At 68.1% G+C, this 26,098-nt stretch carries 25 protein-coding genes, 1 tRNA gene and 1 riboswitch; of the genes, 14 read left to right on the top strand and 12 right to left on the bottom strand.

Features of this window, described 5'->3' with window-relative positions:
• The first annotated feature begins 1 nt into the window (after nucleotide 1).
• From ACLIVD_RS23430 to gcvP, 11 genes are all read left to right on the top strand, one after another.
• On the top strand, nucleotides 2-1,060 hold the full coding sequence (locus tag ACLIVD_RS23430) for an SMP-30/gluconolactonase/LRE family protein (protein WP_283335170.1): 1,059 nt from the start codon (nucleotides 2-4) through the stop codon (nucleotides 1,058-1,060).
• 115 nt (nucleotides 1,061-1,175) lie between these two features.
• Nucleotides 1,176-1,799, top strand: coding sequence for a CDP-alcohol phosphatidyltransferase family protein (locus ACLIVD_RS23425; protein WP_280784892.1), 624 nt, complete (start codon nucleotides 1,176-1,178; stop codon nucleotides 1,797-1,799).
• Nucleotides 1,799-2,662, top strand: coding sequence for a DUF881 domain-containing protein (locus ACLIVD_RS23420; protein ID WP_283335169.1), 864 nt, complete (start codon nucleotides 1,799-1,801; stop codon nucleotides 2,660-2,662). Before ACLIVD_RS23425 ends, ACLIVD_RS23420 begins: the two co-directional genes overlap by 1 nt.
• Before the next feature lie 32 nt (nucleotides 2,663-2,694).
• Complete coding sequence (locus ACLIVD_RS23415; RefSeq protein WP_005264197.1) at nucleotides 2,695-3,057, top strand: small basic family protein; 363 nt, start codon at nucleotides 2,695-2,697, stop codon at nucleotides 3,055-3,057.
• A gap of 7 nt (nucleotides 3,058-3,064) precedes the next feature.
• On the top strand, nucleotides 3,065-3,811 hold the full coding sequence (locus ACLIVD_RS23410; protein ID WP_105422640.1) for a DUF881 domain-containing protein: 747 nt from the start codon (nucleotides 3,065-3,067) through the stop codon (nucleotides 3,809-3,811).
• A gap of 42 nt (nucleotides 3,812-3,853) precedes the next feature.
• The gene (gene gcvH, locus ACLIVD_RS23405; protein ID WP_005562897.1) at nucleotides 3,854-4,258 is read left to right on the top strand and encodes a glycine cleavage system protein GcvH; all 405 of its coding nucleotides are present in this window, start codon (nucleotides 3,854-3,856) and stop codon (nucleotides 4,256-4,258) included.
• A 319-nt stretch (nucleotides 4,259-4,577) separates the two neighbouring features.
• The gene (garA, locus tag ACLIVD_RS23400; protein ID WP_280784890.1) at nucleotides 4,578-5,078 is read left to right on the top strand and encodes a glycogen accumulation regulator GarA; all 501 of its coding nucleotides are present in this window, start codon (nucleotides 4,578-4,580) and stop codon (nucleotides 5,076-5,078) included.
• Nucleotides 5,075-5,815: a transcriptional regulator FtsR gene (gene ftsR / locus ACLIVD_RS23395; RefSeq protein ID WP_105422644.1), complete on the top strand. Its 741-nt coding sequence runs from the start codon at nucleotides 5,075-5,077 to the stop codon at nucleotides 5,813-5,815. Before garA ends, ftsR begins: the two co-directional genes overlap by 4 nt.
• 142 nt (nucleotides 5,816-5,957) lie before the next feature.
• Nucleotides 5,958-6,431 carry a bifunctional nuclease family protein gene (locus tag ACLIVD_RS23390; RefSeq protein WP_105422646.1) on the top strand — a complete coding sequence of 158 codons (474 nt, stop codon included), beginning with the start codon at nucleotides 5,958-5,960 and terminating at the stop codon, nucleotides 6,429-6,431.
• Between the two features lie 284 nt (nucleotides 6,432-6,715).
• A complete protein-coding gene (locus ACLIVD_RS23385; protein WP_037229402.1) occupies nucleotides 6,716-7,336 on the top strand; it encodes a MerR family transcriptional regulator in 621 nt (206 codons plus the stop codon).
• Between the two features lie 69 nt (nucleotides 7,337-7,405).
• Nucleotides 7,406-7,529: riboswitch (glycine riboswitch) on the top strand.
• Between the two features lie 174 nt (nucleotides 7,530-7,703).
• Nucleotides 7,704-10,556, top strand: a complete 2,853-nt coding sequence (gcvP, locus tag ACLIVD_RS23380) for an aminomethyl-transferring glycine dehydrogenase (RefSeq protein WP_283335167.1) — start codon at nucleotides 7,704-7,706, stop codon at nucleotides 10,554-10,556.
• 45 nt (nucleotides 10,557-10,601) lie between these two features.
• Here the strand turns inward: gcvP and ACLIVD_RS23375 are convergent, their stop codons facing one another.
• From ACLIVD_RS23375 to ACLIVD_RS23335, 9 genes are all read right to left on the bottom strand, one after another.
• Nucleotides 10,602-11,756: a metallophosphoesterase gene (locus tag ACLIVD_RS23375; RefSeq protein ID WP_491930744.1), complete on the bottom strand. Its 1,155-nt coding sequence runs from the start codon at nucleotides 11,754-11,756 to the stop codon at nucleotides 10,602-10,604.
• Nucleotides 11,753-13,483: a substrate-binding domain-containing protein gene (locus tag ACLIVD_RS23370; RefSeq protein ID WP_491932918.1), complete on the bottom strand. Its 1,731-nt coding sequence runs from the start codon at nucleotides 13,481-13,483 to the stop codon at nucleotides 11,753-11,755. Before ACLIVD_RS23370 ends, ACLIVD_RS23375 begins: the two co-directional genes overlap by 4 nt.
• 192 nt (nucleotides 13,484-13,675) lie before the next feature.
• The gene (locus ACLIVD_RS23365; RefSeq protein ID WP_491930743.1) at nucleotides 13,676-15,859 is read right to left on the bottom strand and encodes a malate synthase G; all 2,184 of its coding nucleotides are present in this window, start codon (nucleotides 15,857-15,859) and stop codon (nucleotides 13,676-13,678) included.
• Nucleotides 15,860-15,993: 134 nt separating this feature from the next.
• Nucleotides 15,994-16,959 carry a sulfite exporter TauE/SafE family protein gene (locus ACLIVD_RS23360; RefSeq protein ID WP_037229417.1) on the bottom strand — a complete coding sequence of 322 codons (966 nt, stop codon included), beginning with the start codon at nucleotides 16,957-16,959 and terminating at the stop codon, nucleotides 15,994-15,996.
• Nucleotides 16,960-17,221: 262 nt separating this feature from the next.
• Nucleotides 17,222-18,466 (bottom strand): saccharopine dehydrogenase family protein, encoded by a 1,245-nt coding sequence (locus ACLIVD_RS23355; RefSeq protein WP_317570569.1) that lies wholly within the window; start codon nucleotides 18,464-18,466, stop codon nucleotides 17,222-17,224.
• A gap of 35 nt (nucleotides 18,467-18,501) precedes the next feature.
• Nucleotides 18,502-18,906: a DUF2784 domain-containing protein gene (locus ACLIVD_RS23350; RefSeq protein ID WP_280780026.1), complete on the bottom strand. Its 405-nt coding sequence runs from the start codon at nucleotides 18,904-18,906 to the stop codon at nucleotides 18,502-18,504.
• A 76-nt stretch (nucleotides 18,907-18,982) separates the two neighbouring features.
• Nucleotides 18,983-19,399 carry a universal stress protein gene (locus ACLIVD_RS23345; RefSeq protein WP_317570571.1) on the bottom strand — a complete coding sequence of 139 codons (417 nt, stop codon included), beginning with the start codon at nucleotides 19,397-19,399 and terminating at the stop codon, nucleotides 18,983-18,985.
• Nucleotides 19,400-19,504: 105 nt separating this feature from the next.
• Entirely contained in the window at nucleotides 19,505-20,959 is a 1,455-nt protein-coding gene (locus ACLIVD_RS23340) for an SDR family NAD(P)-dependent oxidoreductase (RefSeq protein WP_317570572.1), read from the bottom strand.
• 72 nt (nucleotides 20,960-21,031) lie between these two features.
• Nucleotides 21,032-21,117 (bottom strand) — tRNA-Leu (locus ACLIVD_RS23335).
• 111 nt (nucleotides 21,118-21,228) lie between these two features.
• On the opposite strand from ACLIVD_RS23335, the gene ACLIVD_RS23330 reads away from it, so the two are divergent.
• Together ACLIVD_RS23330 and ACLIVD_RS23325 are read left to right on the top strand one after the other, a co-directional pair.
• Nucleotides 21,229-22,581: a M20/M25/M40 family metallo-hydrolase gene (locus ACLIVD_RS23330; RefSeq protein ID WP_105416290.1), complete on the top strand. Its 1,353-nt coding sequence runs from the start codon at nucleotides 21,229-21,231 to the stop codon at nucleotides 22,579-22,581.
• A 34-nt stretch (nucleotides 22,582-22,615) separates the two neighbouring features.
• Entirely contained in the window at nucleotides 22,616-23,146 is a 531-nt protein-coding gene (locus ACLIVD_RS23325) for a YbhB/YbcL family Raf kinase inhibitor-like protein (RefSeq protein WP_005243092.1), read from the top strand.
• Between the two features lie 76 nt (nucleotides 23,147-23,222).
• Here ACLIVD_RS23325 and ACLIVD_RS23320 read toward each other — a convergent pair whose 3' ends face one another.
• From ACLIVD_RS23320 to ACLIVD_RS23310, 3 genes are read right to left on the bottom strand one after another with little or no spacing between them, the layout of a single operon-like run.
• Nucleotides 23,223-24,293, bottom strand: a complete 1,071-nt coding sequence (locus tag ACLIVD_RS23320) for a quinone-dependent dihydroorotate dehydrogenase (protein ID WP_491930742.1) — start codon at nucleotides 24,291-24,293, stop codon at nucleotides 23,223-23,225.
• A gap of 10 nt (nucleotides 24,294-24,303) precedes the next feature.
• Entirely contained in the window at nucleotides 24,304-24,543 is a 240-nt protein-coding gene (locus tag ACLIVD_RS23315; protein WP_005243088.1) for a DUF5703 family protein, read from the bottom strand.
• Nucleotides 24,544-25,554, bottom strand: coding sequence for an NHL repeat-containing protein (locus ACLIVD_RS23310; RefSeq protein ID WP_283335158.1), 1,011 nt, complete (start codon nucleotides 25,552-25,554; stop codon nucleotides 24,544-24,546).
• 185 nt (nucleotides 25,555-25,739) lie between these two features.
• Between ACLIVD_RS23310 and ACLIVD_RS23305 the strand changes: the two genes are divergently transcribed.
• Nucleotides 25,740-26,093, top strand: a complete 354-nt coding sequence (locus ACLIVD_RS23305; RefSeq protein WP_005243085.1) for a hypothetical protein — start codon at nucleotides 25,740-25,742, stop codon at nucleotides 26,091-26,093.
• Nucleotides 26,094-26,098: the final 5 nt, after the last annotated feature.

The following is a 26,098-nucleotide window of genomic DNA, read 5'->3' as shown; positions in this document are numbered from 1 at the left end:
CGTGACCCTCTTCGAGTCTCTCGCCCGCAAGCTCGACCGCACCGGTGTCGACCCCGTCGTCTGGCACGCCCCGCCGCCGCCGACGCTCACGGGAGTGCTCGCTCCCAACAGGGTGCTCGACGACGCGCACCGCTGGACGCTCCCCGCCGGAGAAGGCCCGGAGGACGTCGCCGTCGATCACGACGGCCGGGTGGTCACCGGAGGCAACGACGGCCGGATCTGGCGGTTCGACAGCCACGGACACGCCACCGAACTCGCGAACACCCACGGGCGCCCCCTCGGGGTCGAGGTCCTCGACGACGGCAGGTTCCTGATCTGCGACGCCGAGCGCGGTGTGCTGCGGGTCGACGACAAGGGACGCGTCGACGTGCTCGCCGACGCCGCGGCCGGGCGCCCACTCGTGGCGTGCAACAACTCGGCGGTCGGCCGGGACGGCATCGTGTACTTCACCGACTCCTCGGCGCACTTCACGATCGCCGACCACCGCTACGACCTTCTCGAGCACCGCGGGACCGGCCGTCTGCTGCGTCTGGACCCGCGGACGGGGGAGACCGACCTCCTCGCCGAGGGACTGCAGTTCGCCAACGGTGTGGGACTGGCCTCGGACGAATCTTTCGTCCTCGTCGCCGAGACCGGCTCGTACCAGATCTCCCGCGTCGACCTGACCGGCCCGTCGCAGGGTGCGGCGTCGGTGTGGGCCGCGAATCTGCCCGGCATACCGGACAACATGACGTCCCAGACACGGGACGGCCTGTTCTGGGTGGCGCTCTACAGCCCGCGGATGCGCTTGCTCGACCTGCTCGCGCCCTATCCCACGCTGCGCATCGTCGCGGCGAATCTGCCGGAGGCCGTGCAGCCGAATCCGGAGCACGCCGGCTGGGTGATCGCCCTCGATCACCGCGGCGAGATCGTGCACAGCCTGCGCGGAGGCAAGGGCAGCTATTCCCCCGTCACAGGTGTGCGGGAGCACGACGGGTGGCTGTACCTGGGAAGTCTGACCGCGGACGCCGTCGCGCGCGTCCCGGCCCCACCGCGACCGGACGTTGCGCGGGGCGAGTGACACGGCCGGACGGACGGGACGATCGACTGAACACCATCCCGGTTGTGGAAGAGTGGCGAGAGCGGTGCGACGAGCGCCCGAAAACAGGTCCGCACTCGACGCTGGGGAGATTTTGGTGAATTCGGTGGACCGGGACACTGTGCGGTCGGACCGGATCGTGACCGTCCCGAACCTCCTGAGCGTGGTTCGACTCCTCGGCGTGCCGCTGTTCGTGTACCTGCTGCTCGTCACCCACTCCGACGGGTGGGCACTCGCGATCCTCATGATCAGCGGCTTCACCGACTGGCTCGACGGCAAGCTGGCGCGGATCCTCGACCAGTCGTCGAAGCTGGGTGCGCTGCTCGACCCCTTCGTCGATCGCCTCTACGTCGTCACGACGCTGGTGACGTTCGTCCTGCGCGGGTTCATCCCGTGGTGGGTCGCGGCGATCCTGATCGGCCGCGACGCCGTTCTCGCGCTGACGCTGATCATCTACCGACGGCGCGGTCTGCCGCCCCCCGACGTGATGTACCTCGGCAAGGGTGCCACCTTCCTGCTGATGTTCGCGCTGCCGATGACCCTCGCGGCGCACGGTGACTGGAGCATCGCGACCGTGGCGCAGCCGCTCGGCGCGGCGCTCCTGATCTGGGGCACGGTGCTCTACGTGTGGACCGGGCTGCTCTACACCGTGAACGCGCTGACCGTCGCGCGCACCGTTCCCGTGCGAGGACCGGGCGGCGACGAACACGAGGTCCAGTGATGAAACGGACAGATTCCGGAATCCGCAGGAATCCGGTGCCGTCCCTGCTGCAGTCCCTGATGAACGATCATCTGGACCCCGGGTACGAGGGTGCGGCCGAGGATCGTGAACAGGGACATTCACGGCAGACACGGGTCGGTCAGCAGGTGTGGATCGCGATCGGCGCGCTGCTCGTCGGGCTCGTGCTGTCGGTCGCCTACCGCCAGGCCACCGAACGCATCCCCGGCACCGAGCAGGTGCGGTCCGAACTCCTGAGCAAGGTGCAGGACGCAGAGGATCGGGCGGGCGCCCTCGCCGCCACCCGGGACACGCTGTCGACACAGACCGACGACGCGCGCGCCACCGCGCTGGCCGGCGACGCCCGAGGCGCGGCACTGCTCGACGAGCTTCGCGGCCTCGAGGGGGATGCCGGAGTCGAGGCCGTGCACGGTCCCGGCCTGACCGTGACGTTGACGGACCCCGCAGCCAAGCCCAACCTCTCCGACTCGTCCCAGCGCAGTGTCGGGGGGAAGGCCGTGGTGCTCGACCGCGACCTCCAGTCGGTCGTCAATTCGCTGTGGGCGAGCGGCGCCGAGGCCATCGCGGTCGGCGACGTGCGGATCGGCCCGTCGGTGACGATCCGCCAGGCGGGTGGCGCGATGCTCGTGGACAACCAGCCGGTGTTCTCGCCGTACGTGGTCTCCGCGATCGGCCCGCAGGGACCGATGCAGACCGGATTCGTGGTGAGCGACGCCTATCTGCGGATGTCCAGCGTGGCGCAGCTGTACGGCATCGGCTTCGCGGTGGCGGAGGCCGACGATCTCCACTTGCCCGCCGCCCCGGCGCGGGAAGTGCGGGCAGCCCGGGAAGTGGGAACACGATGACAACGGCGGAGTCGAATGGAGGAGTCACACGAATGAAGGCAGCACTGAAGGGCGGATCCGCGATCTACGGGGTGCTCGCCCTGATCGTGGGTATCGTGCTGGGCGTGGTGTTCAGCCCGCAAGTGCCCGACGCCGTGCAGCCCTACCTGCCCATCGCCGTCGTCGCCGCGCTCGACGCGGTGTTCGGCGGACTGCGCGCGTACCTCGACGAGATCTTCGACTCGAAGGTGTTCGTCGTCTCGTTCGTGTTCAACGTCCTGGTGGCCGCCCTGATCGTGTGGCTCGGTGACCAACTCGGTGTCGGAACCCAGCTGTCCACCGCGATCGTCGTCGTGCTGGGCATCCGCATCTTCGGCAACGCGGCCGCCCTCCGGCGACGTCTGTTCGGGGCGTGAGCGCGGCGTGAGCGGACACGAGGGCAGACACGAACTGCACGGGAACGAACCGGCGACGTCGCAGCGATCGCACGTCGTCTTCGCGCTGCTGGCCGCGCTCCTGCTCGGCGGGCTGGGAATCGCGATCGTCACGCAGGTGAAGAACACCGGGTCCGGTGACACCCTCGACTCGGCGAGCCCGGCCGATCTCCTGGTCGTCCTGGACACGCTGAACCAGCGGGAGGCTGCCCTGCGGCAGGAGATCGCATCGCTGGAACAGACCTTGGCAACGTTGCAACAGAGCGGCAGTTCCGGAGCGGCGCTCGACGAGGCGCAGGCCCGGTTGACGGCGCTGTCGATCCAGGTCGGCAGCGCACCGGCCACCGGTCCCGGGGTGACGATGCGCATCACCGACCCCAACAAGGGAGTCGGCTCCGAGGTCCTGCTCGACCTCGTGCAGGAATTGCGTGCCGCCGGTGCCGAAGCCGTCCAGATCCAGGGTGCGGACGGCCCGCCCATCCGGATCGGCGTCGACTCCTGGGTGTCCGGTTCGGCCGGCGGCGTGTCGGTGGACGGCCGGAAGGTGAACGCCCCCTACGGCGTGGTCGCCATCGGTGATCCGCCGACTCTGGCGGCGGCCCTGAACATTCCCGGCGGGGTGGTCGACACGGTCGCGCGCAGCGGCGGACAGCTGACGATCGAACAATCGCAGCAGGTCACGATCGCCGCCTTGCGGGAGGCGAAACCTCGCCAATACGCTCAGCCCGGAAATTGATCTTCGCATCCGCCCGCGGATTGCCATCGAAAGGAAGCCACTGTGAGTGAGCTCGAAATTCCCGCCGATCGTCGGTACACCGCCGAACACGAGTGGGTCGAGCGGACGGGGCCCACGACGGTACGCGTCGGCATCACCGATTTCGCGCAGTCCCAGCTCGGCGACGTCGTGTTCGTCCAGCTTCCGGCGGTCGACGAGGCCGTGACGGCGGGCGAATCGTTCGGCGAGGTGGAATCCACCAAGAGCGTCTCCGACATCTTCGCCCCGCTGACGGCGAAAGTCGTTGCCGCCAATGCCGATCTGGACGGCAACCCGGAACTCGTGAACTCCGCGCCCTACGGGCAGGGGTGGCTGGTGGACCTCGGTGTCGACGACGAGGCGACCCTCGACGCGGCACTGGCCGAAATGCTGGACGCCGCCGGCTATGCAGACATCACGGCAGGATAATTTCCCGAGAACACGCGAGGCGGTAATCGGATGGTTTCGGAAGGTGCCGACAGCCCGGAAACCGGGTTGCCGGAAAAATCCGCTGTCGGAATACCGGTTCGTAATGTGCTGGCGGCCTGTCTCACTACACGCACCGGCGTGCGCAGGGTACGGTCGATGTTGAACGCATGTGCCGTGTCGGGGCGCAGGTCCGTAGTTTGAATGTGATCGTGGGAGTTTGCACAGAAGTTAATGTGCACGGGAACCGAATTATGTAGTACCGAGTGGCATTGCGTAGTCCAGCGAATCTTGCTGGATGATCGAACTAGGAGGAGAAACGGTGAGCGAGAACGGCAACGACGCGGTCTATGGGGAGACGCCGGCGGAAACCACGTCGGTCTTCCGCGCGGACTTTCTCAATGAGCTCGACAACTCCTCGGCAACCCAGGCTCCGGAAGCTCCGGTGTCGGGTGTGGAGGGACTGCCCGCAGGCTCTGCTCTGCTCGTCGTCAAGCGTGGACCGAACGCAGGGTCGCGCTTCCTGCTCGACCAGCCGACGACGTCCGCGGGACGGCATCCCGACAGCGACATCTTCCTCGACGACGTGACCGTCAGCCGTCGTCATGCGGAGTTCCGTCAGGAGGACGACGAGTTCCAGGTGGTCGACGTCGGCAGCCTCAACGGCACCTACGTCAACCGGGAGCCGGTCGACTCGGCTGTCCTGGCGAACGGTGACGAGGTCCAGATCGGCAAGTTCCGACTGGTCTTCCTGACCGGACCCCGGACCGCTGCCGGTGGCTCGCAGATCGGTGAGACGTCAGCTGGTGCGGGTAGCCAATGACCGCGGTGCGGCAGCAGCAGGCGCAATCGGGGATGTCGATCGGCTCCGTGCTGGATCGACTCCGCCCCGATTTTCCTGATGTGACGATCTCGAAGATCCGATTCCTCGAAGCCGAGGGTCTCATCAGCCCCCAGCGCACTCCCTCGGGGTATCGGCGATTCTCGATCGCCGACTGTGAACGACTGCGCTACGTCCTCACTGCGCAGCGCGATCAGTATCTGCCGCTGAAGGTCATCAAGGAGCAGCTCGAGGCCATCGACAGAGGTGTGGCCACGGTCGGCGCAGGCGATTCTTCGCCGCGCCGGCCGCGCGCGCTCACGGTGGCCCCGGGCGAGGTGTCCCCGGAGGAGTTCCTCACCGACCGCGAGGTGCGGATCAGCCGCGACGATCTGATCGCCCGGGCAGGGATCGACGAGAAGTTCCTCGGCGAACTGACCCGCGGAGGCCTGGTCGTTCCCGGGCCGGCGGGATTCTTCGACGAGGACGCGGTGACACTGGCGCGCACCGCGAGGGCGATGTCCGAGTTCGGACTCGAGGTGCGGCACCTGAGGGCGTTCAAGCTGGCGGCCGACCGCGAGGCCGGGCTGGTCGCGCAGATCGCCGGGCCTGTCGCCAAGGGCCGCGACGCCGGCGCCCGTGATCGCGCCGAGGAGATGGTGCGCGAACTGGCCGCCCTGTCTCTGACGTTGCACACCTGCCTGGTGAAGTCGGCAGTCCGGGGTGCGCTCGATCGGTGAGGTGAACTCGCCGACCGTCCCCACTTCCCAACGACGCTGCGCTCGAACGGCTGTACGGTCGAAGAGCAGACACGAATCGAATAGAATCCTGGTACGGCATTGTGTGCCGCGGACGGACCATTGCAGGGTGGAGGCAGACGCGATGAGCGAAATGCACGTGATCGGAGTTCGTGTCGAGCAACCCCAAAGTCAACCTGTTCTGCTGTTGCGTGAAACCGACGGCGAGCGGTACCTGCCCATCTGGATCGGCCAGACCGAGGCCACCGCGATCGCACTCGAACAGCAGGGCGTCGAGCCTGCGCGTCCGCTGACCCACGATCTCATCAAGAACCTGATCGAAGCCTTCGGTCGCACCCTGAAGGAAGTTCGCATCGTGGACCTGCGCGAGGGCACGTTCTATGCCGACCTCGTGTTCGACCAGAACACCCGCGTCTCGGCCCGCCCGTCCGACTCCATCGCCATCGCACTGCGAATCGGGGTGCCGATCTTCGCCGAGGAAGCGGTACTCACGGAGGCCGGTCTGGTTATGCCCGACGAGCGCGAGGACGAGGTCGAGAAGTTCAAGGAATTCCTCGAGTCCGTGTCGCCGGACGATTTCAAGGCAACCGACGGCTAGTTTGCGCCGTCGGAAAAGCCTCGGGCGCGGAGTAACGGTTGAGGTTCCTCCGGCGCGTTGCGTTGACCCCGTCTCTTCGGAGTCATAGCGTTCAGTGCAGTGATTTTCTGCCCTGCAGATTGTATCGGGCGTACGCTGAGTAGGTTCAGGGTACGGACTTGCTCGATGTCACTGGTGGCGCTTGCGCCGCTCGATGTGCTGTGGCTGTGCCGCGGGCACTGGCGACGCGCGTCACAGGCGCACTGATCGTCGGGTTCAGTGCAACATGCGAGAGGGAGTAGTCAGTGGGAGATCGGCCGCAGGAGAATGCGCTGAATCTTGCGCCCGGCGACAACGTTGCCGAGTCCGAATTCAGCTCCGAGGAGATCCAACCGGGCCTCTTCCCGGACGATTCCGTGCCCGACGACCTCGTCGGATACCGCGTCCCCATCGCCTGCCAGATCGCGGGAATCACCTACCGGCAGCTCGATTACTGGGCTCGCACGTCGCTCGTCGTGCCGTCCATTCGTGGCGCAGCAGGTTCGGGCAGCCAACGGCTGTACTCGTTCAAAGACATCCTCGTCCTCAAGATCGTCAAGCGTCTGCTCGACACCGGAATATCCTTGCAGAACATCCGAGTGGCCGTCGACCACCTCCGTAAGCGCGGAGTGCGGGACTTGGCCAAGATCACACTTTTCTCGGATGGGACCACGGTCTACGAGTGCACGTCCCCCGAAGAGGTCGTCGATCTGCTCCAGGGCGGGCAGGGTGTCTTCGGTATCGCGGTGAGCGGTGCGATGCGCGAACTGACCGGCACCATCGCCGATTTCCCGGCCGAGCGCGCCGATGGCGGCGAGAGCGAACAGAGCCCCGAGGACGAACTGGCGTCGCGGCGCAAGAACCGCGCGAGCCGCAAGACGGGCTAGCCCGCATCCATCGGAGCGCGGCGCTGCCTGCGCCGCCATCTGCAGCCGTGACATAGACTGGCGGTGCGTCGACGCCGTGCGGGAGAGTTCCGGGCACCGCAAGCACAGAAACATCGTGTGTGCGGGAGTTCGGGCGCCGAAGGAGCAACACCTCCCCGTCAATCTCTCAGGCAGACAGGACCGTGCGGGCTCCGACGTCTCTGGAAAGCGGTGGGAGCACCCACCCGCCCACGGGGAAAGGGCCGTCTTCACACCCGAACGACGGTACCGAATCTCTCAGGCGCTCGATTCGAGCAGGCGACAGAGGGGGAGGGACGTTCCGCTACGCGGGGCGTGTCCTGATCCTCCGAACTGCTTGGGAGTTGTCGTGATCGACGCTGGAAGCCGTACATTCGCCGATCGTCATGTCGGCCCGAACGCTGCGGAACTCGCGCACATTCTCGAACTGGTCGGAGCCGATTCGCTCGACGACCTCGCGTCGAAGGCCGTCCCCGCCGTCATCCTGGACGGGGTGACGGGCGGCATCGCCGACGGCCTCGACGCGCTGCCTGCACCGGTGTCCGAGCACGAAGCGCTCGCCGAACTGTCCGCACTCGCCGCGCAGAACACCGTGGCGACGTCCATGATCGGTCTCGGCTACTACGACACCCTCACCCCGCCGGTGCTGATCCGGAACATCATCGAGAACCCGGCCTGGTACACGGCCTACACGCCGTACCAGCCCGAGATCAGCCAGGGCCGCCTCGAAGCGCTCCTCAACTTCCAGACGATGGTCGCCGACCTGACCGGCATGGAGGTCGCCAACTCGTCGATGCTCGACGAAGCCACCGCCGCCGCCGAGGCGATGACGCTGCTGCGCCGGGCGAGCAAGAGCAAGTCCCCGCGGTTCGTCGTCGACGCCGACCTGTTCCCGCAGACGCTGGCCGTCGTCGAGACCCGGGCCGAGCCGCTCGGCATCGAGATCGTGGTGGCCGACCTGTCCGCCGGCCTTCCGGACGGTGACTTCTTCGGCGTCCTCGCGCAGATGCCTGGCGGGTCCGGCCGCATCGTCGACTACACCGACGTGATCGCCGCCGCCCACGAGCGCGGCGCACTGGTCGCGGTCGGGGCGGATCTGCTGGCACTCACGCTCCTCACCCCGCCCGGCGAGATCGGGGCCGACGCCTGCTTCGGCACCACCCAGCGGTTCGGTGTCCCCATGGGCTTCGGTGGCCCGCACGCCGGTTACCTCGCCGTGCACACCAAGCATGCACGTCAGCTCCCCGGCCGTCTGGTGGGCGTCTCCGTCGATGCCGACGGTGACAAGGCGTACCGGCTGGCGCTGCAGACCCGCGAGCAGCACATTCGCCGCGAGAAGGCGACGTCGAATATCTGCACCGCTCAGGTGCTGCTGGCGATTCTGGCGGCCATGTACGCCAGCTACCACGGCGCCGAGGGACTGAAGGCGATCGCCCTGCGCGTGGCGAACACGGCGCACTCCCTGGCCGCCGCGCTCCGCAGGACCGGGGCTGTCGTCGTCCACGAGCACTTCTTCGACACGATCCTCGTTCGAGTCGCCGGCCGAGCCGCGGACGTGGTGGCGAAGGCGAAGGACGCCGGCATCAACCTGCGGTTCGTCGACGCGGATCACGTCGCCATCGCGTGTGACGAGGCCACCACTGCCGACGACGTCGCCCAGGTGCTGGCGGCGTTCGGCGGCGAAGGCGCCGTGACCGAGGAAGCGGGCACGTCCGTCCCCGACGCGCAGCTCCGCGGATCCGACTACTTGCAGCACGAGGCGTTCACCCGGTATCGCACCGAGACGGCGATGCTGCGCTACCTGCGGGCGTTGTCCGACAAGGACATCGCACTCGACCGCAGCATGATCCCCCTCGGTTCGTGCACGATGAAGCTCAATGCCACCGCCGAGATGGAAGCGATCACCTGGCCCGCGTTCGCCGGACTGCACCCGTTCGCGCCGACCGGGGACACACCGGGAATCCTCCGCATCATCAAGGACCTCGAGAACTGGCTCGTGGCCGTCACCGGCTACGACGCGGTCAGCCTGCAGCCGAATGCCGGTAGCCAGGGCGAGTACGCGGGGCTGCTCGCGATCCGTAACTACCACCTCAGCCGCGGAGACGACCACCGCGACACCTGCCTCATCCCGTCGAGCGCCCACGGCACCAACGCCGCATCCGCGGTCATGGCCGGGATGCGCGTCGAGGTCGTCGCCTGCCGCCCGAACGGTGACGTGGATCTGGACGACCTGCGGGCGAAGATCGCCGACCATGCCGAGCGCCTCGCGGCGATCATGATCACCTACCCGTCCACACACGGTGTGTACGAGCACGAGATCGCCGACATCTGCGCCGCCGTCCACGACGCCGGCGGCCAGGTGTACGTCGACGGCGCCAACCTCAACGCCCTGGTCGGCCTGGCCCGTCCCGGCCGGTTCGGCGGCGACGTGAGCCACCTCAACCTGCACAAGACGTTCTGCATCCCGCACGGTGGCGGTGGCCCCGGCGTCGGTCCGATCGGTGTGCGGTCCCACCTCACGCCGTTCCTGCCCGGACATCCGCTCGCACCGGAACTCGGCACAGCCGGACCGATCTCCGCGGCCCCCTACGGCAGTGCGTCGATCCTCCCGATCACGTGGGCGTACATCCGGATGATGGGCGCCGTCGGGCTGCGCCGCGCAAGCCTGACCGCCATCGCCTCGGCCAACTACATCGCGCGCCGCCTGGACGAGTACTTCCCGGTCCTCTACACCGGCGAGGGGGGAATGGTGGCACACGAGTGCATCCTCGACCTCCGGCCGATCACCAAGGACACCGGTGTGACCGTGGACGACGTCGCAAAGCGCCTCGCCGACTACGGTTTCCACGCACCGACGATGAGCTTCCCGGTGGCGGGCACCCTGATGGTGGAGCCCACCGAGAGCGAGAACCTCGAAGAGATCGACGCCTTCTGCGAGGCGATGATCGCGATCCGCGCCGAGATCGACCGCGTGGGCGCGGGGGAGTGGCCGGTGGACGACAACCCGCTGCGCGGTGCCCCGCATACGTCCGGTTGCCTGGTCGCGGAGTGGAACCACCCCTACACCCGTGAGACAGCGGTGTTCCCCCGAGGCAAGGCACGGCCGAAGGTGTGGCCGGCGGTGCGGCGCATCGACGGTGCACACGGCGACCGCAATCTCGTGTGCTCCTGCCCGCCGATCTCCGCATTCGAAGACGCCTGACACAGCCGATGCCCGTCCCGCTCACGCGGGGCGGGCATCGCTCGCTCAGTCCTCGCGCACCAGCTCGAGGATCGTGATCTCCGGTGGGGCGCCCACCCGCACGGGCGGACCCCACGTGCCCACACCGCGGGTCGTGTAGAGGACGGTGTTTCCGATGCGGTCCAGTCCCGTCACCGACGGCTGCTGCAGCGGCACCAGATAACGCAGCGGCCACATCTGCCCGCCGTGCGTGTGCCCCGACAGTTGCAGGTCGACACCGAGGTCGGACGCTTCCAGTGCCTGCCGCGGTTCGTGCGCGAGCAGCACGACGAACGTCGACGGGTCGCGTCCGGCGAGCGCGGCCGGAAGGTCGGGTTCGTACGGGGCCGGCGAGGAATAGTCGTGGATGCCCGCGACGTCGAGGGTGGCGCCGCCCCGGGTGATCGTCGCGCGCTCGTTGCGCAGCGTCCGGATGCCCAGCCGGTCCCACACATCCAGCCAGCGACCACCGTCGTCGGCGTAGAACTCGTGATTGCCGCTGACACCGAACACCCCGAGCGGGGCCTCGAGGTCGCCGAGCGGTTGCAGATCGGGCGACACCTTGGCGACGGTCCCGTCGACCAGATCGCCCGCGATCGCGACGAGATCCGGCTGCTGCGCGTTCACCAGGTCGACGACCCGCCGGGTGAAATCCACTCCCCGCGCCGGGCCGACGTGAAGGTCGGACACGAGCGCCACACGCACACCGTCGAACTCGGCGGGCAGACGCTTCAGCGGCACCCGAACCCGCACGATCCGTGGCCGGGCGGCCTCCGACACCCCGTAGCCGGCGGCGCCGACGGCACCCACCACCACGACGGCGGTGGCGATGCGCAGGCTTCGCCGCCGCGACAGATCGACCTGTTCGTCGTTCCCGGTGCCGCGCAGGCGGCCGAACAGCCGCGTCAGCAGCGACGCCAACGCGACCAGGAGAAGCCCGAGCACCAGATAGAACATAGCGCCGAGCCACACCCAGCCCACCCATCCCGGGGGACGCGCCCATCCCGGATCGAAGGCTTCGCCGCTGCCGACGCCGATGACCGCGAGAACCCACAGGACCACGAGGGTCACGTCGACGACCACCGACCAGGGCCGGCCCAGCCCGGTGGCCCGCACGAGTCGCCGATGGAGCCACCATGTGACGAGTGCGAGGAAGACCGCGAAGACCAGGAGCCTCGTCACGACAGCAACTTGCTGATCGCGGTCGGCAGTGCCGCTCCGTCCGAGGACGCGACCTTCTCCAGCGACCCGCCGGTGCGATCGGCCAACGCCTGCAACGTGTTGAGGTCGGAGTTCTCGCCGATCGTCACCACGTCGATGCGCACCGGCTTCGACGTGCTCGAGGCCGCAGCGATGGCGGACAGCAGATCCGCGCGGGCAACGGAGTCGTCGTTGGCCCCGTCGGTGACGAGCAGCACCGAGTTGGTGCGGCCCGGCGTGTATCCGTCCACCGCGCTCTTGTAGGCCGCTTCGAGCGACGTGTACGTCGAAGACCCGGTGGCGGGTGTCGCCTTGGCGAGCCGGGCGTCGAGTGCCTGCCTGCGGGTGCCCTCCGTGAAACCGCCCGCCGAGAGGGGACCGGTCGCGACCACGGTCGTGTACGGCCGCGACCCGTCGAGCGTCGTGCTGTACTCCCACAGCCCGAGGTTCGACGAGTCCGGAGAACGGTCGACGTGGGCTGTGAGCGCTGCCGTCGTGTTCGCGAGGCGCGTCGCCGTCCCCTCGCGCTCTCCCATCGAGCTGGAAACGTCGAGCAGGACGGTGGAGGTGCGGGGGGTGATCGGATTCCGGATCACCTGCATCAGCTCGGCCGCAGCGGCCGCATCGGCGGGAACGAGGGTGGATTCGAAACCGGGAAAGGCCAGCGCGGTGTCGTCGGGCCGGGCGAGTCCCTCGACTCGGAACCCGGCGTCGGCCAGGACCTGTGCCTGTTCGGGTCGACGGACGAACTCCGCGAACTGCGCGGCGGCGCGGCTCTGTGTCTCGTCGACGGACGGGCCTGCCAGAACGGCCGCGGGGTGATCTGCCACGGGTGTCGGGCCTTTCGGCATCGATGTGGTGATGTCGGCTCCGGGTGCGTCGCGCAGGGCCTGGTAGACCTGCTGTTCGGTGGCCGCGACCGCGTGGATGCCGGAGGTGGCGGGATCGCCCTGCTCGGCCAGCGCGGTGAGCGCCTCCCGCGTCGTCGCGGGCTTCGTCTCCGACGACGCCTCGTAGCCGAGCGCCAGACCGGTGAGTGCCGACGTGACGGGAGCAGAACGAGCCTGCTCCTCCGTCACCGGACCCGTGGGGCTTCCCGCGACCGCGGCTGCAACCGCTTCGACTGCCATCTCCGTGCTCTCGGCGCCGGGGCCGACGGGGAGCGCCATCCCCAGGCTGCCCCAGCCCGGCAGGCCGAGAGTCGCGAGGGAATCGCGGCCGGTCTGCAGCGACGGCAAGTCCTTCCAGTCGATCGCCGGCGTGCCCGGCGAGTTCGCGAACGCCGTCCGGACCGCGAGCACGACGGGGCTGGTCGCCACGGGACGCGCTTCGCCGCTGATGACGCCGGTCGCCGAAACCTGCTTGACGGAATGCGAGCTCGACGGAATCCACAGAGCGGGGCGAGGCCCGAGCGCCGCTGCGTCCCACGGGCCGTCCGGCCCCGCGGACAAGGCGTCGCGCACGGTGTCGGACGCGACGGCGGTGACCGTCACCGACACGCACTGATCGCGGATCACCGGGGCAGTCTCCGTGAAATGGTCGGCGAGAGTCTGGAGCTGGGGTGCGATGTCGGGATCCGCCACGACCGCGAGCACGGATTCGCCTTCGACGCAGGCGCCCGCGGCAGCCACGCCCTGATCGGTGATCCGGTCACGCAACTGGAACCAGCCCACGACACCTGCCGCGATCACGACGACGAGACCGAGCACGATCAAAGGCCCCCTGCTGATACCCCTGGCGCGCGATTCGCCGCGATGCTGCCCCACGTGCTTTCCAGCCCCTGTCCGACGAGTTCGACGTTGACCCTCGCAGTGTAGTGATGCGCAGGATCAACCCGACCTGACACGTGAGTGGCAAAGCGTGCGCGAGCACGCTTTGCCACTCACGTGGGGGGCGACCGGTCAGGCGTTGGCTGCTTTGTATTCGCGGCGGCGGCGGTGCAGGATCGGTTCGGTGTAGCCCGACGGCTGCTTGGTGCCGTCGAGGATCAGTTCCTTCGCGGCCTGGAAGGCGATGTTGGTGTCGAAGTCGGGGGCCAGCGGCCGGTAGGTGGGGTCGTTCTGGTTCTGCCGGTCCACGACCGGGGCCATCCGTTGCAGCGACTGCACGACCTGGTCGGCGGTGACCACTGCGTGCCGGATCCAGTTCGCCAGCAGCTGGGACGAGATGCGGAGGGTGGCGCGGTCTTCCATCAGGGCGACGTCGTGGATGTCGGGGACCTTGGAGCAGCCGACGCCGGCGTCGATCCAGCGGACCACGTAGCCGAGGATGGACTGGCAGTTGTTGTCGAGCTCTTCCTGCTTCTCGGCCTCGGACCAGTCGGTGTTCGGGGCGAGGGGGATGGTGAGGATCTCGTCGAGGGTGGCCCGCCGGGTGCCCGTCAGCTGGTTTTGGACGGCGACGACGTCGACCTGGTGGTAGTGGGTGGCGTGCAGGGTGGCCCCGGTCGGGGACGGCACCCATGCGGTGTTCGCGCCGGCCTTGGGGTGGCCGATCTTCTGCTCGAGCATCTCGGCCATCAGCTCGGTCATCGCCCACATGCCCTTGCCGATCTGCGCCCGCCCCTGCAACCCGCAGGCCAGACCGGTGTCGACGTTCCAGTCCTCGTAGGCGGTGATCCAGGTCTGCTTCTTCATCTCGGCCTTGCGGATCATCGGCCCGGCCTCCATCGAGGTGTGGATCTCGTCGCCGGTGCGGTCGAGGAACCCGGTGTTGATGAACACCACCCGCTCCGACGCCTCCCGGATGCAGGCGGCGAGGTTGACGGTGGTGCGGCGTTCCTCGTCCATGATGCCGACCTTGAGGGTGTTGGCGGGCAGCCCCAACACCTGCTCGACGCGGCCGAACAGTTCGGTGGTGAACGCGACCTCGTCGGGGCCGTGCTGCTTGGGTTTGACGATGTAGATCGACCCGGTGCGGGAGTTGACCAACGGCCCCGTCTGATCGCCCGTGCTGAGTCCGTGGACGGCGCACAGGGAGGTGATCAGGGCGTCGAGGATGCCCTCGGGGATTTCGGTGCCGTCGCCGTGCAGGATCGCCGGGGTGGTCATCAAATGCCCGACGTTGCGGACGAACAGCAGCGACCGCCCGTGCAGGGTGAGCTCGGACCCGTCCGCGGCGGTGTAGGTGCGGTCGCCGTTGAGGCGGCGGGTGAAACTTTTGCCGCCCTTGGTCATCTCCTCGGTCAGGTCGCCGCGGTTCAGGCCCAGCCAGTTGCGGTAGCCGATCACCTTGTCGTCGGCGTCGACGGCGGCGACGGAGTCCTCGAAGTCCATGATGGTGGTGACCGCGGACTCGAGCACCACATCCTTGACCCCGGCCGCGTCGGTGGACCCGATCGGGGAGGTGGGGTCGATCTGGATTTCCGCGTGCAACCCGTGATTGCGCAGCAGCACACTGGTCGGGGCGGCCGGGTCGCCGAGGTAGCCGACGAACTTGCCCGGCTCCGCGAGCCCGGTGATCGTGCCGTCGGCGAGCTGCACGGTCAGGGCGGTGCCGTCGACGGTGTAGCGGGCGGCGTCGGCGTGCGACCCGGTCGTCAGGGGGGCGGCGGTGTCGAGGAAGGTGCGGGCCCAGGCGATGACCTTGTCGCCGCGGACCTTGTTGTAGGAGCTCCCGGCCTCCGCGCCGCCGTCGTCGGGGATGGCGTTGGTGCCGTACAGGGCGTCGTACAACGACCCCCACCTCGCGTTGGAGGCGTTCAGCGCGAAGCGGGCGTTGAGGACCGGGACCACCAGCTGCGGGCCGGCGGTGGCGGTGATCTCGGTGTCCACGTTCGCCGTGGACACCTCGAACGGGGCCGGTTCGGGCACCAGGTACCCGATCTCGGTCAGGAACGCCTTGTACTCGGCCGGGTCGATCACGGTACCGGCCCGGTCGCGGTGCCAGCCGTCGATCCGGGCCTGCAGGTCGTCGCGGGTGGCGAGCAGGGCCTTGTTCTTCGGCGCCAGCTCGTCGATCACCTTGGCCGCACCCGACCAGAACCCGTCGGCGTCCACCCCGGTCCCCGGCAGCGCCTCCTCGTTCACGAAGTCGTAGAGCACCTTCGCGACCTGCAGACCGCCGACCTCAACACGCTCAGTCATGAAATGCCTCACTGTTCCGCACTTGGAGCACCGGACGGGTGCCATGAACCGCAGCCAATGTTACCCGCTGGTAAGGATGCGGTGTGGCAGATGCTCGGCGGAGGATCGCCCCGAGGTGAGGGCGGGAAGTGAGGTCAGGCCTTCTCGCCGGTGGACGGCTCCAGAGACGGGGCCTCCGACTCGATGGGCGTGTCGTTCTCGGCGTCGATCCGGTGCAGATCGCCTGCGGCCTCTGCCGCGCTGAGACGCGAACGACGCCAGGCGACGACCAGCAGTCCGGCCCACACCGCAACGAGAGCGAGGTACCCGAGGGTGGCGGCGACGCCGGTGACGTCGAACGTCTTGAACAGCTTCTGCGCGTTGGTGATGATGATGATGCCGCCGACACCGGTTCCCAGAAGGGTCGCGGGCACCCGGCTGACGAGCCAGGCGGCGAGCGGGGCGGCGATGATGCCGCCGAGAGCCAGCCCCGCGATGATGGGGATGTTGTCGAAGAAGTCGCTGCCGAGACCGAAGATGAATCCGATGCTGGCCGCGGCGGACACCAGGAACTCCGACGCGCTGACCGAACCGATGACGGTGCGCGGTGCGGTCTTGCCGCGAGAGAGCAGCGTGCTGGTGGTGATCGGCCCCCAGCCGCCGCCGCCGCTCGCGTCGATGAATCCACCGAACAGGCCGAGCGGTGACAGGAACTTCGCCGTGTGCGGCGACGTCCGGGCGTCGTTGACGGCGGGAGGGCGGATCGAGAAGCGGAGCAGGACGTACACACCGATCGCCAGCAGGATCGTCGATGTCACGGGGACGGCGGCGGCCGTCGACAACTGGGACAGCACCGTCGCACCGAGGAACGCGCCGATGGCGCCGGGGACACCCAGGCGCAGTACGAGGGCCCAGTCGATGTTGCGGAACCGCCAGTGCGACGCGCCGGAGGCGAGCGTGGTGCCGACCTCGGCGAAATGCACTGCTGCGCTGGCGTGTGCCGGTCCGACGCCGCTGAACACGAGCAGGGTGGTCGCAGTCACGCCGAAGGCCATGCCGAGAGCGCCGTCGACCAGCTGGGCACCCACGCCGACCAGCGTGAAAATCAAGAGCTTGAACATCGAGACTCCGACCGAGAGAGCGAACCGTCAGGGCAGCAAAGACCAGCGAGCAGGCTGGTCAGCAACATCCCTGGTCGAAGGCATGGCCTCGGCGGGAGGGCCAGAAGGGCATGAGGGCGAGCGAGGCCGCGGGGCCTGCCTGCGCGCTCGTGCCGTTCACTCGGACTCCCACATCTCTCGTCGCGTGCGCAGCCGTCCGCGCACAAGGCTCGACACTAGCTGGAGGGGTGGGCGCGTGTCATCTTCACACGCGCCCAACCGCTCACAGTTTTCGCGCAGAGATCTCGAAGCCCGCGTCGCGCAGCCGTGTCACCAGGACGTCGCCGAGTGCCGTCGCGGGGGTGAGGACGCCGGCCGAATCCGGCAGTGCATCGCCGCCGAGGACGAGGCTCAGCGCGGATTCGCCGAGCATCACCGCGGTGGCGCTGTATCCGGGGTCGCCCTTCGCCTTCACCCGCGACGTGTAGCGCGCGCCCGTGGTGGTGGTCGTGTACACGTCGATGGTGAAGTGGCCCTTGCGCTGCGCCTCTTCGCTGGGGCCGTCGCCCGGTGAGGGCAGAACGCGGTCGAGGACGTACCGGGTGGGCGGGAGGGCCATTCCGACGATCAACCCGCCGAGGCCGGCCGCCACCGCACCCGCGATCACCGGTGTGATCGGGGAGCTTCCGACGTTCATGACCTCGCGGTACTTGAATTCGCGACCGTAGGCCCAGTCGCGGAGCGCGTTACTGCGCCGCACGACCCGGGTGTTGTAGGGGCCCATGAAGAAGGGGGCCTTCCACCCCTTCAGGCCGGGTGCGATGTCCTTGCCGTTGACCACGCTCATGTCGGACTGCTTGCCGAGGTCCGGTTCCTTCGAGCGGTCGGGGCTCAGCGAGTACGGCGAAGCCGCGAGATGCCGCGACGCCGGATTCTTCTTCGACACGTCCACCTGTGTGCGAAGCGAATCGATCGTGCCGCCGCTGACGCCGCCGCGCACAGATGTGACCACCAGGGTGGTGTCGGTGAGTTCGCCGGCGCCGTCCTCCCGGACCTTCTCGTGCAGGACGTGCACCCCGAGGTCGGACGGAATCGAGTCGAACCCGCAGGAGTGGACGATCCGGGCGCCGGTCTCGCGGGCCCGATCGTGGTTCGCGTCGATGCTCTCGCGGGCGAACAGCACCTCTCCGGTGAGGTCGACGTAGTCGGTGCCCGCCTCGGCGCAGGCCGACGCGAGGGCGTGTCCGTACTTGGCGTACGGCCCGACCGTCGTCGCGACCACCTGGGTGCGTCCCGCCAGGGCTGCGAGCGACGGGGCGTCGTCAGAGTTCGCGACGATGAGGGGCCACTGCGCCGCGCGCGGACCGAGCGAGGACCGCACCGCTTCGAGTTTGGCGGCTGTCCGCCCCGCGAGCGCGATCCGCACGCCGTCCGGGGCGTGCTGTGCGAGATAGTTGGCGAGAAGTGTGCCGACGAAGCCGGTGGCCCCGTAGACGACGAGATCCAATTCACGTGCGCTGTCTGTCATGGCACGACCCTACTCGGCGGTAGGGAAGCGGCAGCTCAGACTCCGGTACCGGGGTGGGTGGGTGTGAGGGGTATCCGGGTGCGGAGCCGCAGGACGACGTAGCCGACCCACGAGGTGACGACGCCGAGCGCGACGAGAGTTTGGATCGCTCCCGCGGCGGATTCCGGGTAGACGACCCCGGTGAGGTAGTGGGAGATGAACCCGGACGAGGGGAGTGGGTCCTGCCCGGCGCGGACCCGGGCCCAGCTCTCCACATGTGTCAGCGGACAGTCGATGCCGACGAGGAGGCCGGTGAATCCCCAGGCCACCGCGGCGAGGTGGAGGGCGATGGTGCGCGGCCAGTGCCAGGCGAGAAACCCGCCGCACACGACGTAGAGGATGAAGATCAGGTGCGCGACGGCAGTGGCGTCGGCGACGACCTCGAAGAAGACGTTCCCCATCGATGCACCCCTGACATCCGAAGTTCCCCCTACGCCATCGTAGGCGTCGTCCGGCCGGGTCCGCCGGGTAACGGGCTCAGGCGGTGCCGCGCACGTCTTCCTTGACCACCAGGATCGGAATGTCGACCTCGAGGAGGACGCGCTGCAGCCACCGTTCCAGGAGGAACTTGCCGATCGGGGACATGCGCCGGGTACCCACGACGAGCAGATCCGCACCGCTGCTGTCGACCAGCGCGCACAGTGCGCTCACCTGATCTCCGTCGTGTTCGTTGGTGCGCAGTTCCCACGACGACTCGCCGACCCCGCCGCCCTCGAGCGTCGCCTGGATCTCGGCGCGCAAGGCGGACCGGTCGGACTCGGCGTCCTGCCCGGGGTCGTCGTCGAGGACGTGGAGGACGAGCAGCTGTTCCCGTCGTTGCACAGCCTCGCGGGCGGCGTGGACGATGGCCGCCCGGCCTTCCGGGCTGTCTCGGTGGACAACGGCTATCGCCATGAAGCGCCTCCATTTGCAGGTATCGGTACGACCCCTATTATCCCCGTGCCGGAGAGTGCTCCGGCTGTGTCGATGCTCTCGTAGGCGGATCCGAGCTGTGTTCGATCACCAGGATGAGGGCTCGTAGTCCTTCAGGAAGCAGCCGTGCAGATCGACGCCCTGCTCGCCCTGGACGATCGGGTCGTAGACGCGGGCGGCGCCGTCGACGAGGTCGAGGGGGGCGTGGAAACCCTCGTCGGCCAGGCGCATCTTGGTGTAATGCGGCCGCTCGTCGGTGATCCACCCGGTGTCCACCGCGGTCATGAGGATGCCGTCCTCGAGCATCTCCTTGGCGCTGGTGCGGGTGAGCATGTTCAGCGCGGCCTTCGCCATGTTGGTGTGCGGATGCCCCGGACCCTTGTAGGCGCGGCTGAACTGGCCCTCCATCGCGGAGACGTTCACCACGTACTTGCGGCGGGCGCCTGCCGCCGCCATCGCGGGGCGCAGCCGGGACACGAGGATGAACGGGGCGACCGAGTTGCACAATTGCACCTCGAGCAGCTCGATCGGGTCGACTTCCTCGACCGTCTGGACCCAGCTGTTCGTGTGCGCGAGGTCGGGCAGGAGTCCGCCGGCGTCGATCGCCAGACCCTGGTCGATGCGATCGGGGGATGCCGACTTCGCGACCAGGGCGAGCGAACTCACCGCGTCGGGGGACAGTGCGGCGCCCGCCATCGCGGACACGTCGGACAGTGAACCGGCGAGTGCCGCCGGGTGGGCGTCGCTCGTCTTGCCGAACGTCAGGACGTCGGGCAGGTCGCCGGAGGGGAGGGCACCGGACTCGGCATCCGCGAGCGCGCTGTAGGCGCCGGGCGAGCGTCGCACCGTCTGCGCGGCGTTGTTGATCAGGATGTCCAGCGGGCCCTGCGCGGCAACGGAGTCGGCCAGCGCGACGACCTGCGCCGGGTCGCGCAGATCGATTCCGACGACGCGCAGCCGGTGGATCCACTCGCTGCTGTCCTCCATCGCCTTGAACCGGCGGATGGCGTCGTTGGGGAAGCGTGTCGTGATCGTCGTGTGGGCTCCGTCGCGGAGCAACCGCAGCGCGATGTACATGCCGATCTTGGCGCGGCCGCCGGTCAGCAGCGCCCGGCGGCCGGTGAGGTCGGCGCGCGCGTCCCGCTTGGCGCGGCTCTTGGCCGCGCAGTCGGGGCACAGCTGGTGGTAGAAGGCGTCGACCCGGGTGTACCGCTGCTTGCAGATGTAGCACGGGCGGGGCCGGATCAGGGTGCCCGCGGACGCCCCGTCGGCGTTCGACGTGAGGGGGATGCCTGCGGTCTCGTCGTCGATCCGATCGGGGGAACCCGTGGCGGTGGCGGCGACGACCTGACGGTCGGCCTCGGAGACGGCGTCGCGGGCCGCGATCCGCCTGCGCTTCTTCAACTTCTTGAAGAGGTGACCGACGGCGCGCTGGACCGTGACGGAATCGGGATCCGCGTCGTCGAGTTCCGCCGCCTGATCGAGAACCTTCAAGCAGATCTCGAGCTCCGACGGATCGATCGTCGTCGTTGTTTCACCCATCGAACTTCGCCCTCTCACGAAGAAGGCCCCGGTTCGATGAACCGGGGCCTTTTCGTCTGTCTCAACTCAGAGTGTCCGAGGGGGGACTTGAACCCCCACGTCCGTTAATAGGACACTAGCACCTCAAGCTAGCGCGTCTGCCATTCCGCCACTCGGACTTGCTTGCCCCCATTTCCTGGGTGCTGCAAAAGATTAACCGATGAACCGCCACGGCCCAAATCGCCCCTCTCACCTGAGCGTTTCCGCTGCCGCGGTGGTAGGAAAGTGGAGTGCCAACTACACAGGAAACCCCAGGCCAGGGTCGCGCCGAAGCCGAAGTCGTGGATCTCGTCAGTTCACTGATCCGCTTCGACACGTCCAACACCGGAGAGCTCGCCACGACGAAGGGCGAACGCGAGTGTGCGGAGTGGGTGGCGGCCCAGCTGCAGGAAGTGGGTTACGAGACCGAGTACGTGGAGTCGGGTGCACCGGGCCGCGGCAACGTGTTCGCGCGGCTGAAGGGATCGAACCCCGACCGCGGCGCCCTCATGCTGCACGGCCACCTCGACGTCGTTCCCGCCGAGCCGGCGGACTGGCGCGTCCACCCGTTCTCCGGAGCCGTCGAGGACGGATACGTGTGGGGTCGCGGCGCCGTCGACATGAAGGACATGGTCGGGATGATCCTGGCGGTGGCCCGCCAGTTCAAGGCCGAGGGAATCGTTCCTCCCCGCGATCTCGTGTTCGCCTTCGTCGCCGACGAAGAGGCCGGTGGCAAGTACGGCTGCCAGTGGCTGGTCGAGAATCGCCCTGACCTGTTCGAGGGTGTGACGGAAGCGGTCGGTGAGGTCGGTGGTTTCTCCCTGACCGTTCCGCGACCGGACGGCACCGACCGCAGGCTCTATCTCGTCGAGACCGCCGAGAAGGGCCTCGGATGGATGCGGCTGACGGCCAAGGGCCGGGCCGGGCACGGTTCGTTCCTGCACACCGACAACGCCGTCACCATCCTGGCGCAGGCAGTCGCCCGGCTGGGTGCGCACACCTTCCCGTTGGTCATCTCCGATTCGGTGGCCGAATTCCTCGCAGCGGCGGGTGAGGAGACCGGACTCGACTTCGACCCGAAGTCGCCCGACCTCGACGGCACCCTCGCGAAACTCGGCACCATCGCCAACATCATCGGCGCCACCCTGCGCGACACCGCGAACCCGACCATGCTCTCGGCCGGCTACAAGGCCAACGTCATCCCGCAGACCGCGGAGGCCGTCGTCGACTGCCGAATCCTGCCCGGCAGGCAGGCCGAGTTCGAGGCGACGGTCGACGAGCTCATCGGACCCGACGTCCAGCGTGAATGGATCACGAAACTCGACTCCTACGAGACGACGTTCGACGGGCATCTGGTCGACGCCATGAACGACGCGATCCTCGCGCACGATCCCGGTGCCCGGACCGTGCCCTACATGCTGTCGGGTGGAACCGACGCCAAGGCGTTCGCGAAGCTCGGCGTCCGGTGCTTCGGGTTCGCTCCGCTGCAGCTGCCCGCCGACCTGGATTTCAGCGCGCTGTTCCACGGTGTCGACGAACGGGTACCGGTCGACGCACTACTGTTCGGTACACGCGTGCTGGAACATTTTCTGCTCCACAGCTGATCCGAGAACCGATACGCGACACGAGAGGAAACGCATGTCACACGACCCGTACGAGGCACTTCCCGACCTGCCGAGTTTCGAGCTGACCTCCACCGACGTCACCGACGGGCAGCCGCTGAACAAGGAACAGGTCAGCGGAATCTTCGGCGCCGGCGGCTACGACAACTCACCGCAGCTGTCGTGGTCGGGATTCCCCGCCGAGACCAAGAGCTTCGCGGTGACGGTGTACGACCCCGACGCGCCGACGGCGTCCGGATTCTGGCACTGGGCTGTCGCCAACATTCCGGCCGACACGACCACGCTGGTGAGCGGTGCAGGCGACGACGACGGAACCGGGCTCCCGAGCGGTGCGATCACGCTGAAGAACGACGCCGGATTGCGTCGCTTCCTCGGCGCGGCACCGCCGGAAGGACACGGTCCGCACCGCTACATCTTCGTGGTCCACGCGCTCGACGTGGAGACCCTCGACGGGGTCACGGCCGATTCGACGCCGGCGTTCCTGGGTTTCAACCTGTTCTCGCATGCGATCGCTCGCGCGAAGATCCAGGGAACGTACGAGCAGTAGCCCGGGAGCTCCGGAAAGACACAGGTGGCCGGCGAATCCTCGGATTCGCCGGCCACCGGTCTGTGTGCGGTCGGTGTCAGCGCACGGCGCCTGCGCCGACCGCATCGGCGACGGAGGAGTAGCCGGCCTCGCGCACCTTCCGGGCCAGCCCCTTGTGGATGCGGCGTGCCCAGAACGGCCCACCGTAGATGAATCCGGTGTAACCCTGCACGAGGGACGCCCCGGCCAGGATCCGGTCCCACGCCTGGTCGACGGTCTCGATGCCGCCGACGGAGATCAGCACCAGGCGATCACCCACCCGCGCGTGCAGGCGGCGGAGGACCTCGAGGGATCGTTCGGCGACCGGAGGTCCCGACAACCCGCCCGCGCCGATCGCCGCCACCGCGTCGTCCGGGGTGTTCAGCCCGTCTCGGCGGATCGTGGTGTTGGTCGCGACGATGCCCGCCAGGCCGAGTTCGAGCGCGAGATCCGCGACCGCGTCGACGTCGTCGTCGGACAGGTCGGGTGCGATCTTCACCAGAACCGGGACGGTCACGCAGTCGAGAACGGCACGCAGGAGAGGTCGGAGAGATTCGACGGCCTGCAGGTCCCGCAGTCCCGGGGTGTTCGGGGAGCTGACGTTGACCACCATGAAATCGGCCAGCGGACCGAGCAGTTGCGCGCTCGCCGTGTAATCGGCCGGGGCGTCCGCGGCGTCGACGATCTTGGTCTTGCCGATGTTCGCGCCGATCGGCACACCGGCCCGACGCTGACGGAGATGATTGGCGGCATTGCCTGCACCGTGATTGTTGAAACCCATCCGGTTGATCAGGGCGCGGTCCGCGGGCAGGCGGAACAGGCGGGGAGCCGGGTTGCCGGGCTGCGCCTGGGCGGTGACGGTGCCCACCTCGGCGAACCCGAAGCCGAGGGGACCCCACGCGTCGACGCCGGTCGCATCCTTGTCGAACCCGGCGGCGAGTCCGAGCGGCGCCGGGAAGTCGAGTCCGAACACGGTGTTCCGCAGTACCGGATCGTCCACGACGAGAACCTTGCCGACGAGCTGGCGCAGCGGCGAGAACCGCGTGACCAGGCGCATCGCGGCGAAGGCCAGGTGATGGATCCGCTCCGGAGGAACGCGGAACATCACCCGTAACAGCAGGTGGTACAAGGAGGTCTCCCTAGATTGCGGGGTCGGGGACATGGTGAGCGGTCTTCCTTCGTTTGAGCAGCACACGGCGGCTTCCGTCGGAGTACAGGCGGACTCGGGACAGCTCCCAGCCACCGAATTCCGCCTGGATGGCCAACCTCATCGAAGCGCTGATGCGGGTGACGTCGGGTGGCAGCCGAAGCGGCACGTACTCGAAGTCCTCGGATTCGATCTCCCACCCGGAGGGGAGTCGACGTGAATGCGATGCCATCTACGAACTCCTCGTCGGGATCTGCTGTAGGCCGTCTCCCGTCGCGGAACCGATCAGGAGGTCACCGTTCACGGTATCCACAGTGACAGAGTTCGGCTGCCGGACGGTGGGATACCGCGCCGTTTCCACGCCGACACCACTCGACAGGTCGAATCCGACCACTTCGTTGGTCTCGGTCAGCGTGACCCACGCGCGGTCGGCAGTGTCGTCGTAGGCGACGGCGTACGGAGCGAGCCCGGCGGGGAACCGCTGACGGAGCATCAGTGTGTCGGTGGTGTAGGCGAGCAGTTCGTCGCCGGTGGTGTCGGTGACGAGGATTCGTCCGTAATGATCGGTCGTGAGTTGAGTCGCGCCTTCCCCGGCGCGCAGCGCGACACCGAGCGCGGCAGCGGGGACGTCGATGGCGGTGACGGACGTCTGACCACGGTCGAGAGCGGTGAGCGAGTCGCCGACGACGGCAAGTCCGTCGACGGACGTGAGACCGCCGATCACCTGTGACTCGTTCGTCTCGGTGTTCACGATGTGAATCTCGCCATTGCCCAGGCCCATCGCCAGCCGCCCGTCGGGCAGTTGGGCGACCGACCGGACGTCGCCGTCGGCGGGGACGAACGTCACCTCACCCGTCCGCAGGTCCAGGCGTCCTACCTGGGTGTTCATGGCGAGTAGCGCCACACCACCGGGGGCGAGGGAGACCTGGGCGACGGTGTCGTCCAGCGGAATCACCCGCGGAGGCGCCGTGAAATCCCCCGCCGGGAACAGCAGGACCTGGTTGCCTTCGCCTCCCAGCACGACGGTCGTGCGGGTCTCGGGGTCGAATGTGGTGGACTCGATCGGCACGCCGACAGGGTGGACGACACCGGCAGGCGTGGTGTTCTGGGCCGGGGACTGCGCGGCACTCGCGGGCGCGATCGTGATCGCCTGATCCTCGTCGGAGTTCGACGAACAGCCCGTGACCAGTAGAAATGCCACTCCGATACACGAGGCGACGACGCGCGCTCCCGGTCTACCCATGTGCTGCTCCTCGGGGTTCTCTCATCGACCTACACCTGTACAACTGCCCACAAGCATCCCTGATCCGCGAAACGCCCACGAAATGCGGTCGGTGCCGAGCGGGTGCCGAGGCGATACCGTGAGAAACATCGACCCCGCGCCCGGCGGTCTCCCGATCGCCGGCCCAGGTCATCGAGGAGAAGACCGTGGAAATACCCGAAACACCGACGTTCACCGTCGAAGACATCTCGGTAGGACCGCACGCACACGGCTTCGGCCGGACCGCAGAAGGTAACTCCTACGCATTCCGGGTGCGCAAGAGCACGATGCACGTCGAGGTCTACCGCGCCGACGTGGAAACCGAGGTCCCGGCTCCGGACGACATCGTCGCGTCGGCGCGGCGCTCGGTCCGGGAGATCGACCTGACCGATGAACGCAGCATCGTCGCCGTCGTGAGAGATGCCGTGTCCGATCCCGATTCCCACGTGGCAGGGCCGGAGGACGGGATCACCGTCCGTGCGGTCCTCAGCCGTCTCGGGGCGGTCATCGACGGGCTGTGAACCCG

The sequence above is a fragment of the Rhodococcus sp. G6(2025) genome (assembly GCF_058628105.1).
This window is presented reverse-complemented; position numbering and strand designations above follow the sequence as displayed.